9 protein-coding genes are annotated in these 10,809 nt (G+C 60.8%); 6 read left to right on the top strand and 3 right to left on the bottom strand.

Annotation, left to right across the window (positions count from 1 at the left end):
• The coding region (gene glnE / locus V5B39_RS19905; RefSeq protein WP_332344582.1) for a bifunctional [glutamate--ammonia ligase]-adenylyl-L-tyrosine phosphorylase/[glutamate--ammonia-ligase] adenylyltransferase at positions 1–2,222 on the top strand (2,222 nt) is incomplete at its 5' end.
• Between the two features lie 72 nt (positions 2,223–2,294).
• Here the strand turns inward: glnE and V5B39_RS19910 are convergent.
• A complete protein-coding gene (locus V5B39_RS19910; RefSeq protein ID WP_332344583.1) occupies positions 2,295–2,843 on the bottom strand; it encodes a YaeQ family protein in 549 nt (182 codons plus the stop codon).
• 327 nt (positions 2,844–3,170) lie between these two features.
• Between V5B39_RS19910 and V5B39_RS19915 the strand changes: the two genes are divergently transcribed.
• Both V5B39_RS19915 and V5B39_RS19920 read left to right on the top strand, forming a co-directional pair.
• A complete protein-coding gene (locus V5B39_RS19915) occupies positions 3,171–4,286 on the top strand; it encodes a diguanylate cyclase (RefSeq protein WP_332344584.1) in 1,116 nt (371 codons plus the stop codon).
• Positions 4,287–4,393: 107 nt separating this feature from the next.
• Complete coding sequence (locus tag V5B39_RS19920) at positions 4,394–5,458, top strand: GGDEF domain-containing protein (protein ID WP_332344585.1); 1,065 nt, start codon at positions 4,394–4,396, stop codon at positions 5,456–5,458.
• 283 nt (positions 5,459–5,741) lie between these two features.
• Here V5B39_RS19920 and V5B39_RS19925 read toward each other — a convergent pair whose 3' ends face one another.
• Positions 5,742–6,965 (bottom strand): ISAzo13 family transposase, encoded by a 1,224-nt coding sequence (locus tag V5B39_RS19925; RefSeq protein ID WP_332344586.1) that lies wholly within the window; start codon positions 6,963–6,965, stop codon positions 5,742–5,744.
• 501 nt (positions 6,966–7,466) lie between these two features.
• Between V5B39_RS19925 and V5B39_RS19930 the strand changes: the two genes are divergently transcribed.
• Together V5B39_RS19930 and V5B39_RS19935 are read left to right on the top strand one after the other, a co-directional pair.
• Positions 7,467–8,081 (top strand): tyrosine-type recombinase/integrase, encoded by a 615-nt coding sequence (locus V5B39_RS19930; RefSeq protein WP_332344587.1) that lies wholly within the window; start codon positions 7,467–7,469, stop codon positions 8,079–8,081.
• Between the two features lie 232 nt (positions 8,082–8,313).
• The gene (locus tag V5B39_RS19935) at positions 8,314–8,712 is read left to right on the top strand and encodes a VOC family protein (protein WP_332344588.1); all 399 of its coding nucleotides are present in this window, start codon (positions 8,314–8,316) and stop codon (positions 8,710–8,712) included.
• Positions 8,713–9,131: 419 nt separating this feature from the next.
• Here the strand turns inward: V5B39_RS19935 and V5B39_RS19940 are convergent, their stop codons facing one another.
• Positions 9,132–9,377 (bottom strand): hypothetical protein, encoded by a 246-nt coding sequence (locus V5B39_RS19940; protein ID WP_332344589.1) that lies wholly within the window; start codon positions 9,375–9,377, stop codon positions 9,132–9,134.
• A gap of 713 nt (positions 9,378–10,090) precedes the next feature.
• Here V5B39_RS19940 and V5B39_RS19945 point away from each other — a divergent pair.
• The coding region (locus V5B39_RS19945; RefSeq protein WP_332344590.1) for a cytochrome-c peroxidase at positions 10,091–10,809 on the top strand (719 nt) is incomplete at its 3' end.

A 10,809-nucleotide genomic window follows, 5' to 3' on the forward strand; every position in this document is an offset into this window, starting at 1 on the left:
GTCGTCGGCTCGACAACTACGATTTCTTCCTGCGCCTCGGCAAGCGCCTGATCAGCGCCCTGGGTGATATCAGCGAAGACGGTCAGGTTTTCCGGGTCGACATGCGTCTGCGACCGAACGGCGACTCGGGAGCGCTGGTCGGCTCGCTCGGATCGCTGGAAAACTATTTCATCACGCAAGGCCGCGAGTGGGAACGTTACGCCTGGATCAAGGCCCGGGTGATGAACGAAGGCGCCAATCTGCAGCCGGAATGGGTGAACGCCCTGCAGAGCATCGCCCGCCCGTTTGTCTTCCGCAAGTATCTCGATTTTGGCGCGATCAATGCCATGCGCGATCTGCATGCCCAGATTCGCCGCGAGGTCGCGCGCAAGGACATGGCCGAACACATCAAGCTCGGTCCGGGTGGCATCCGCGAAATAGAGTTCATCGCCCAGGTCTTCCAGTTGATCCGCGGCGGCCGCGAGCCGGCATTGCAGACCCGGCCGACACTGCAGGTCCTCGCCTTGCTCGCCGACCGGCGCCTGCTGCCGACGGAGACCGAGCGCGAACTGGCGACAGCGTACGAGTTCCTGCGCCGCCTCGAGCACCGTCTGCAGTACGTGAACGATGCCCAGACGCATCGCCTGCCGGTCGCTGACGACGAGCGCCGGCAGATTGCCGCTTCGCTGGGCTTCGCCGACTGGCATGGGTTCATGCTCGTTCTCGACGCCTACCGGGCGACCGTCGCCCGCCATTTCGAGCAGGTCTTCTCGGAGCCGGAGGAGGGCCGGCATCCGCTGGCCGGAATCTGGGATGACCCGGTGGCCGGCGACGATGCGCTCGAGCGCCTGTCCACGCTGGGTTTTCGCCAGCCAAAAGCGATGCTCGAACGGCTACAGAGCTTCCGCCAGAGCGGCCGTTACCTGCAGTTGCCGGCGAGCAACCGCGAGCGCCTCGACGCCCTCGGGCCACGCCTGATCGATGCCGCTGCGGCCACTGGCACGCCCGATGCGACCTGGCAGCGCGGCCTCGATTTTCTCGATACGATCAGCCGTCGTGGCGCCTATCTGGCCCTGCTGCAGCAGTATCCACAGGCGCTGATGAAGCTGGCCGAACTGATCGGCAGCTCGTCGTGGGCTGCCGACTACCTGACCCGGCACCCGATTCTGCTCGACGAACTGCTCGATTCGCGGATCTTTGATGTCACCACCGACTGGCAGCGATTCCGTCAGGATCTGCACGCGCGCCTGGCCCTGCACGTCGACGACATCGAGCGTGAAATGGACATTCTGCGCGAAACGCACCATGCGCAGGTTTTCCACTTCCTGGCGCAGGACATCGCCGGCATGCACACCGTCGAGCACCTCGCCGACCGCCTCAGCGAACTCGCCGACATCATGGTGCAGACGACGATGGATCTCTGCTGGCACAAGCTGAAGCACCGCCATCCCCATCCCGAGCGTCCGCCGCGCTTCGCGGTCATCGCGTATGGCAAACTCGGCGGCAAGGAACTCGGTTTCGCTTCGGACCTCGACCTGGTCTACCTGCACAATGACCCGGAGCCCGATGCCGGCGAACTCTATGCCCGTCTCGGGCAGCGGATGAGCACCTGGATGTCAACCCAGACGGCGGCCGGCATGCTCTTCGAGGTCGACCTGCGCCTGCGCCCGAACGGCGATTCCGGCATGCTCGTCTCGCCGATCGAAGCTTTTCGCGACTATCAGTTGCAGCACGCCTGGGTCTGGGAACACCAGGCACTGACGCGGGCCCGTTTCTGCGCCGGCGACCCGGCTGTCGGCGAGCAGTTCGAGGCCATCCGCATCGAGATCCTGAGCCAGGCGCGCGATCTGGCCACGTTGCGCGATGAAGTGTTGGCGATGCGCCAGCGCATGCTCGATCAACACGCTTCAGGAAGCGAGGAGTCGTTCGACATCAAGCACGACCGTGGCGGCCTGATCGACGTCGAATTCATCGTCCAGTACCTGGTCCTCGGGCATGCGCACAGGCATCCCCGGCTGTGCGGCAACCTCGGCAACATCGCCCTGCTCGGGATAGCTGCCGAACTGGGCCTGATTCCTGCCGACCTGGGCGAACCGGTACGCAGCGCCTACCGCGAGTTTCGCCGCATGCAACACGTCCTGCGGCTCAACGCCGGCCGTCGCGCCCGCGTCGAACGCGCCTCGGTCAGCCACCGTATCGAAGCCGTTCGCGCACTCTGGGAGGCGGTATTCGGTGTGGCGTGAGCCGGGTTGGCGACGGGTTGCCGGGAGAAGAAAGTTGCTCCCGCGGGGGCACGCAAGCCTGAGGGAGGAACGCTATGGATTCGACGAGAACAGGATTTTCGGTGCCAGTTCGAGCTGTTGACTTTGGTTGCCCAGCCAGATCAGCCCGTCCTGAACGGTGCATTGCAGGCGCATGCTGCGTTCGGCCAGGCCGGCCAGGGCCTGGCTCTCACCCGGACTCAACGAGAGTACGTGCAGATTGGGCTGGGTCACCAGCTTCTCCGAGTTCTGTCGCCACCAGATGTCCGCTGCTCTGCCGCCATAGCTGAGGACAATCACCCTGCGCGAACGACCACAGGCGCGGCGAATGGCCTTCTCAGCCGGTAATCCGACATCAATCCAGCGCTCGACGCTGCCTGCTGCGTCGACGTCCTGGAGATCCGCCTCGTCCTCGGTCGACAGGCCGCGTCCGAAGACCAGTGTTGGCGAGGCGTAAAGCGTGAAGGCCAGCAGCCGAATCATCATCCGCTCGTCGGTCTCCGACGGATGGCGGGCGATCGTCAGGCCGTAGTCTGAAAAGTGCCCTCGATCAAGATCGGCAAGCTGGAGCTCAACCTTGAAGATGGTGGACTTGATGGCCATGTGGCACCCCGAAAAAGCTAGAGTATCCCACGGCGGGTCGGTTGGAGCAGGATGTGACATGGTGTGCTGCACACAACGGCGCGACAGCCGTGCGCCTGGCCCGGAAAGAAGAAGCCGCGCGAGCAGGCAGGATATTCGGTGAAGTCGTTGTAGTATTGACCCTTGAGCTAGGTTGCGCGTCGATCAGGGCTGCCACCGAGTGGTGCAGGATTCTGCAGGGTGTGCCCAGCGCGCAAGGCGCCGACCGCCGTGCTGCTCGAGGTAAAGTACTTCGCTTCTGCAAGGGTCACGGGAAGCGCCACCAACTCAACTTGGGATGCCAAGGCAATGCGTCGCCCTGCGTTCGTGAGGCAGTACCTTGGTGACCTGTTGTTGGGAACCGACCGAGCCATGCGCTTGCGCCTGGCGCAGACAGGCTTGGCCCTCTTGCTGATGCTGATGGGCATGGCGGTTGTACTTTGGGCGGCCTGGGTGCTGGACCGGCCGCGTGGTCCGCTGTACGTTTGGACGCTGAGTTCGCTGTTCGCCATCGTCATGGTCTATATGGCCATTCGCTGCGGTTGGTCACGGCGCTTCAAGGACCCATCACTGACTTTGCCGCAGATGGCGATTGCGATTGTCTGCAGCGCGACCGGCTATGCCCTGATGGGTCCGGTACGTGCAATCGCGTTCCCCAATTTGCTGATCATCCTGATGTTTGGCATGTTCGGTCTAGGCACCATCAGCGCCTTGGGCATCAGCATCTATGCTCTGCTCGCGTTTGGCCTGAGTATGGCTTTGATGGCTTCGATCAGCCCCGATGTCTACCCGCCGACGGTTGAACTGGCGCATTTCATGATGCTGGTGATTGTCGTTCCAGCGGTCTCGGTCCTGGCCGGGCGTCTGAGCCGCATTCGTCGCCGATTGGGCGAGCAAAAGCAAGAGCTGACCGTGGCGCTCGAACAGATTCAACTCATGGCCGCGCATGATGATTTGACCGGCTTGTTGAATCGCCGTCACATGGTGGTCCTGCTGGAGCAGGAAACTCAACGCAGCCTGCGCTCGGGACAAGGATTTTGCCTGGCGCTGATCGACATGGACCATTTCAAGCGCGTCAATGACCGGTATGGCCATGCTGCGGGTGACGAGGTACTGCGCGCCTTTGCCGACACCGCGCAGGTGGTCTTGCGCCGGTCGGACGTGCTGGCGCGCTGGGGTGGTGAGGAGTTTGTCCTGATGCAATCGGCGACCGGCATGTCGCTTGCCGGAGCCACCATGGAGCGCCTGCGCGAGCAGGTGGCGAAGCTGGCGCCCGTTTTTGGCGAGGACGTCCTGCAGATCAGCTTTTCCGCCGGGCTGACTGAACACCGTTCGGGTGAATGTGTGAACCAGACGCTGGAGCGTGCCGACCGCTTGCTCTACGATGCCAAGGCTCAGGGTCGCAACCGGGTAGTGACAGGCTGATCAAGCCGGCAGGCCAGCTGCAAAGCCTCAGTCGGTCACCGACAGTTCCTGACAAGGTCGGCGCCGCCGTGGCAGCCGGAGCCGGCCGTTAAACGCGAGGGGGGACCATGAGCAAGGGTAAGGGACGGACAATCGCGACCGATCTGGCCGGGCCGGGCGGCAGGATTCTCGCGGGCGGTTTTTCGCCGCGGCTGTGCCGGCGGCTGAAGGCGTGTGTCGCCGCCATGGCGGCCCTGGAGAAGATTTCCTCGCCGATCATCCCCTATATCGCCGCCTGGCGCGAACACGAGAAGATCATCTGGTATGAACATGTCGGAGCACGGTTTCTTGCCCTTCTCGGCTGCGAGCGGGGGGAAGTCGACGAGGTCTTTCGGCAGAGTATCGTCGATCGGCGTCTCTACCGGTACGCGGAGCGGGAGAGCAAGGTGGAGGAGGAGATCGTCACCCGGGCCGAGTTGCGGGGCGATCAGGCCGGCTTGCGCGCGGAGGTGAAAAAGGCGGGGACGGTGGAGTTCGTCTATCAACTGGCCTTGCCGGCGGGGAAGACGATCTGGCTGAAGGACCAAGCCAACATCGAGGTCTTTGTCGAGGACCAGATCTGTCTCTCGATTGGCTGCCTGACCGAGGTCACCAAGGAGATGGAGCAAAAGGATCTGCTGGAAAAAATCGGCTATTTCGACGAACTGACCAAGTTGCCGAAACGCACCATCCTGCAACGGATTCTCGAGATGAATATCGGCAATCTCCGCCGCGGCCACATCAACGATTTTGTCTTTCTGTTGTTGGACCTGGATCATTTCAAGGCGGTGAACGACATCCATGGCCATCAGGCCGGGGACCAGGTCCTGGTCGGCTTCGCAGACGTGATGCGCGCCACCAAGCGGCATGAGGACGAGATCGGCCGCTATGGTGGCGAGGAGTTTTACGGATTCTTCATCGGCGGCCTGCAGAACGGCCTCCAGTTTGCCGAGCGCTTGCGGCTGGCGGTGGCCAACACCGATTTTTTCTTCAATCGCGAGCGGATCCCGGTCACCGTCTCCGTCGGCCTGGTCGCCGCGAGCCAGCTCGCGGAGGTGGGCGAAATCAGTGTCGAGGAGTTGGTGCGGGTCGCAGATCGGCGGTTGTATGTAGCCAAGGAAGAAGGGCGAAATCGGGTGGTTTTTCGGGGCTGATATGGAACTGCGGGGCTTACACCTTACCGCCAGCCATGCCAGACCTCACATTCTGGCCCGATCACCGCACCGGAAACGGTGCCATCAAGTTCTTCAAGGCCAGGCCCGCAGCTTGCTTGCCCCCAAGAATTGCCTCCACGATGCGGTCTATCGAGTTTTGTTTGGCGATTTCATATGCTCGCTGCCCCGATCACTTCATCGGAAACAGCGTCAGCAAGCCGTGCAACTTCAGGGGTGCTTACGACCCTAAGGACGCAAGCAAAAATAACTTGAACAATAAGAGTTATTTGTCATTGTTCCGAGGTATCAGGCGGTAGTTCCATTCGCCATGAAACGCGTCGCGCTCGATGGCAAGCGAGGCAAGCTCGTCGTCGGACACCTTGATTCCCGACGTATAGGCGTTCTCATCGATCGCAGCCTGGATTCGCAAGCCTGTCTCGGTTGTCGTGTTGCCGATCAGGTTCACCACCACCTGTCGACTGACTAGCGGTCGTCCGCGCCAATTTGCGGTGATGTGGCAGAACATGCGATGCTCGATCTTGTTCCATTTGCTGGTTCCCGGCGGGAGGTGACAAACCTGAACCGTCAGGCGCAGTTCATCCGCCAGTTTTTGTAACTCCCTTCGCCATAGACGCACGCGATAACCGTTGCTGCCACCGCCATCCGCGGTGATCAGCAGACGGCGAACATTCGGGTAGGTCACCTGTCCCATTTCACGCCACCAGCGCCGAATGCTCTCGACGGCGAATTCGGCGGTATCGTGGTCGATACCGACACTGACCCAGCCTGTATTGGTGGTCACGTCATAAACCCCGTAGGGTGCGACCTTGCCAAGTTCACGGTCAATGAAGTCATGAACCCGCACTTCTTCTGGTTGTCCCTTGGGTTGCCACTCTTTGCCGCCATTCCTAAAGTCGCCGATTAACTCTTTCTTCTTGGTGTCCACCGAAATGACCGGATCGCCTGCCGCCTGATACTCCGCAACGGTGCGGGCGATGTGGCCGAACTGGGCATCGCGGTCCTCATGCTGCCCACCTTCTCGGGTCTTCCGCGTTGATTGCAGACTGAAGCCTGCCAAACTCAACAAATCACAGAGGCTTCGCTGGCTGACCGTGTGCCCTTGCTGCCTCAGCTCTTCAGCCAGACGATAGGTGCTCTTGCAGGTCCAGCGCAGCGGCGACATCGGATCACCACGCGTTGTCGGCTCCACCAGGGCGTCGACATCGCTCAGCAAGCTGGCATCCTTGTCAATCAGCTTCTTTCGCCCACCTCCTGCCGCTCGCGCCCGGAGTTGCACGCCTTGCTCCCCGGCCGACACCGGTGCATTCAGTTCACTCAAACCCGCATGAATCGTCGTGCGCGACAGGCCAGTCGCCTTGGCGACCAAGGTGACGCCACCACGCCCCAGGCTTCGCGCCTCCGTCGCCGCCCAAAGGCGAAGCGTGGCCTCATCCAGCCTCCCACACAGCGCTTGATACTTGGCTTCTATGGCTAACTCTTGCTCCATGCTGAAACCATAGGCCAATCATCACAAATGTTCAAGTTATTTTTGCTTAACGCCATAGTCATGCCGAAGGCTGCACAAGGCGTGTTGGCACGACTATTGCTGAGCGATCGATGTCATTCACACCGCGAGCGAGGTAGTCAAAATGCTAGAGCCTGTAACGCTTGCTGCACTTGGTCTTGGCGCTGTGCTGCCCTATGCCGGTGTAGCCATCTGGACTTGGATCAGGGACCGCGTCAAGCACCACTAGGGTGCAAGCGGTTACCAAGTTGATGTATTTTCTCCTTCCAACCTATCCGCAGTATCCGTGGATAAGTCTGTCCGTGCTCATCAACCTCAAGAGCATGACGCTTCGAAGCGAACCTAAAGCTGGACGTCGGTTATGGAGCGGTTTTCCGAGCGTCTCTTGATGGCCGATAGCCCGAGTACGGAATCCTATCGCATACCAGCCACTTATGCGCAGGTCGAAAAATATGACTCCGATCAACAACCAAAGAGTCTGTAATGGAAACCACCAACAAACGCGAAGCCTGGAACAAGGGAAAGCTCGTCGGCCAGAAGCCACCGCTCAAGCCCAAGGACATCTGGGCCATCCGCATCTGCCTCCAAAAAGCCCATGCGGTCCGCGATCTTGCCATGTTCAACCTGGCCATCGACAGCAAGCCACGGGGCTGCGATCTCGTCAGTCTGCGGGTGCGCGATATCACCCACGGAAACCAGGTGCTTTCCCGCGCCATGGTGTTCCAGAGGAAAACGCAGCGGCCAGTCCACTTTGAACTGACGGAGCCGACGAGGGCGGCAGTGTCGGCCTGGCTGGAAAAGGCTCATCTGCGAAGCGATCAGTGCCTATTCCCGAGCAGAGTGGCGGGGTCGCCCGACGTCTCGACACGCCAATATGCGCGGATCGTGCATCACTGGGCCGAATCTGCCGGGCTGGATTCATCGGCCTATGGGACGCATTCCATGCGGAGAACCAAGGCAACCCTGATCTACAAGCGCACGAAGAACCTGCGGGCCGTTCAGCTACTACTTGGTCATTCCAAGCTGGAGAGCACCGTTCGCTACCTCGGCTTCGAGGTGGACGATGCGCTGGAGATTTCGGAGCAGACTGAAATCTAGCCAGCACCTAGCGGCCGCACGAGCATAATCTGTGTGGCCGCTTTCTGGCATCATGTTGTATTAGTGCAACCGGCCAGAAGCTGTCCGTCGTCGATTTCAGAGAGGCGCCAGTCGAATGACTGATCTACCCTGCAACACGCCGGCCTATTCGCGCAGTAGCTGAACGAAGGCGACAGCCTAGAGCGATGGAACCTCAAGATAAACTCACGCCTTTCGCTTGGACTCGACCCATATGATTAGCCACCTCGACCATCTGGTGCTCACCACGGCAAACGAAGCTGCATGCGTTGATTTCTATACCCGGATTTTGGGTATGACGCTGGAGACCTTCATCGGTGGTACGCCACCCATCGAACGCAAGGCTTTCAAGTTCGGGTTACAGAAGATCAATCTTCACATCAAAGGCAAGGAGTTCGAACCCAAGGCCCATGTCCCTACACCAGGTTCTCTCGACCTCTGCTTTATTTCGACGTTGCCACTGCAAGCGGTTGTTGACCGGATGGGTGAATGCCATTGGCCAATCATCGAAGGTCCGGTCATGCGCACAGGTGCGACGGGACGAATCAGATCGATCTATCTGCGTGATCCTGACTGCAACCTGATCGAGATTTCGGAACTCGTTGGACACTGACCGTTGGCGTTCGAGCCCGCTGTCTGAATAGGGACCTGCTGGCAGCTCTCCGCCTGTCTGCTCTACTCACATACCCGACACTGAACCTCTGACAGTTCGACCGGCAGCACCGGGTCGGGAGTGTGAGCCCGCCAAAGTAGGAAGCAGACCTTCGAGCCTCGATTGCCGATGACGGTCGGCTTACCGCCAGACAGCCGCCCGATACCGAAAGACTGCCCAATCGCCGGATTGGCCGAGAAGTGTGAATTGGCCTCCCGACAGCTTTCGAAGTACAGCAGTCGTCCAGATGACTGCAACCAAGGGCTGGCTACCGGCCGCAACTGGCCGTGAGCCGAGCCACCTCGCTCGTCTTGCAGAGGCTCCTCTCGCTGTTCTATGAGCCGAATCCAGGCTTTGTCGTCACCGGTGACCGAGAGCTTTCATGCAACAGGAGCTAACGCGATCCTGATGCGCTCCAGGCCGTTGCCCACCGTCTCCGCCATTTTCACGACCTCGGGATCGTCAGGCACCTTCTCAATCGCCCATTCGCAGAACGAAGCCATGAGCGCGGCTCGTTCCACGGAGAACTTCGACTCGGCCAAGCCAGACTCAATGATGGGGATCAGGGCTGCAGCGGCTCTGAGACGGTTGATTTCCGGGGTTGCCGGAGGAATCTGCTTCGACATTTTTCTATTTTATTGAGGGCTCGGCAGAACACAGAGGAACTATGCAACACCGGCTATCGATCACCCATCCCAAATCGCAACCTCTTTCCCGACCACTTGACAGGCAACGGTCGCGTCAGCTCCTTCAACATCAGGTGTGCTGGTTGCTTGCCGGCCAGCACGCCGTCCATGATGTGCGCCGCCAGCAGCGCCAGCCAAATGACGCCCCCGACGAATGACGGGCCTGTGGTTCGCTTTGCGCCCGACGTCCCGACCCTGGCAATGCCTCGGTGACGGGCCGCTTTCGCAAGTCAGTTCATTCCTCCGGTTCCGGCTGCTCGGCGGGAATGAACGGAATCAGACCTTTCTCAAAGGCCATCCGCCGGATGTGGAGAAGAGGCTTCTCATCGCTCTTCGTTCACAGGGAGGCAACTGTCCGCACATACCTCAGCTTTTCGTCCGACAGACCAGTGAGATCCTGCTCGTCAATACGACTCTCTCGTCTTCCTTGTGTGCCAGCCGGCAGTACGTTCACACCCTGCGTCCACCACGCTTCTCGACCGCCGCTGACAGCAGATCGTCAGAAGCGACGTCAGCAGCCATCCTGCCGCCTTCCACTCGCGCATGACCGACACTTCCTCCCATACTCCGGAATTCTGCGATGCTTGAGATCGCAGAGCTCTTGCTCGTAGTGTTACTCTATTTCCGTGATCAACCCAGGAGGAGACAAAGAGATGAAAAAGTCACTGCGTGTGTGCTTGCTTGCCGCCGGTGTTGCCGTCGTCGGGCTGGGCTGTGTGACGGTGTCGCAAGACGGCGCCGGCTACGTCCGCTCTTCCGCCCTGCCGGCACCGCCTGATCCGGCCGACAACCCGACGACGCCGGAAAAGGCTGCGCTCGGCAAGCAGCTGTTCTTTGACCCACGCCTTTCGGGCGATGGCAGCATGGCCTGTCAGGGCTGCCACTACCGGCACCTTGGCTGGACCGACGGCCTGCCGTTGTCGCGCAAGGTCGGCGGCGGCATGAACACGCGTCACACGCCCAGCGTCTATAACACCGGCTACTACACCTCATGGTACTGGGATGGTCGCGCCAAAACGCTGGAAGCTCAGATCACCGCCGCCTGGAAGGCTCAGATCGGTGCCGACCCGGTCAAGGCCGCCGCCGTGATCGCTGCCGTGCCCGGCTACCAGGCCACGTTCCAGAAGGTCTTCGGCGCCGCGCCGGACGCGGACAACATTCCCAAGGCGCTCGCCGCCTTCCTGCGCACGCTCAACAGTGGCGAGGCACCCTGGGATCGCCATGTCGCCGGCGACACGACGGCCGTGTCGGCCGATGCGGTGGCCGGTCACGAGTTGTTCGTCGGCAAGGCCGGCTGCGCCGCCTGCCACCGGCCGCCGCTTTACAGTGACAGTCTGTTCTACAACATTGGCCTCGAAGCCGGCAAGACCAA

Source organism: Accumulibacter sp., assembly GCF_036625275.1.
Taxonomy (GTDB): Bacteria; Pseudomonadota; Gammaproteobacteria; order Burkholderiales; family Rhodocyclaceae; genus Accumulibacter.

Coding starts and splice junctions, on each gene's coding strand:
- V5B39_RS19915 (WP_332344584.1), top strand. CDS start 3,171: ATGCGTCGCCCTGCGTTCGTGAGGCAGTACCTTGGTGACCTGTTGTTG.
- V5B39_RS19920 (WP_332344585.1), top strand. CDS start 4,394: ATGAGCAAGGGTAAGGGACGGACAATCGCGACCGATCTGGCCGGGCCG.
- V5B39_RS19940 (WP_332344589.1), bottom strand. CDS start 9,377: ATGTCGAAGCAGATTCCTCCGGCAACCCCGGAAATCAACCGTCTCAGA.
- V5B39_RS19910 (WP_332344583.1), bottom strand. CDS start 2,843: ATGGCCATCAAGTCCACCATCTTCAAGGTTGAGCTCCAGCTTGCCGAT.
- V5B39_RS19925 (WP_332344586.1), bottom strand. CDS start 6,965: ATGGAGCAAGAGTTAGCCATAGAAGCCAAGTATCAAGCGCTGTGTGGG.
- V5B39_RS19930 (WP_332344587.1), top strand. CDS start 7,467: ATGGAAACCACCAACAAACGCGAAGCCTGGAACAAGGGAAAGCTCGTC.
- V5B39_RS19935 (WP_332344588.1), top strand. CDS start 8,314: ATGATTAGCCACCTCGACCATCTGGTGCTCACCACGGCAAACGAAGCT.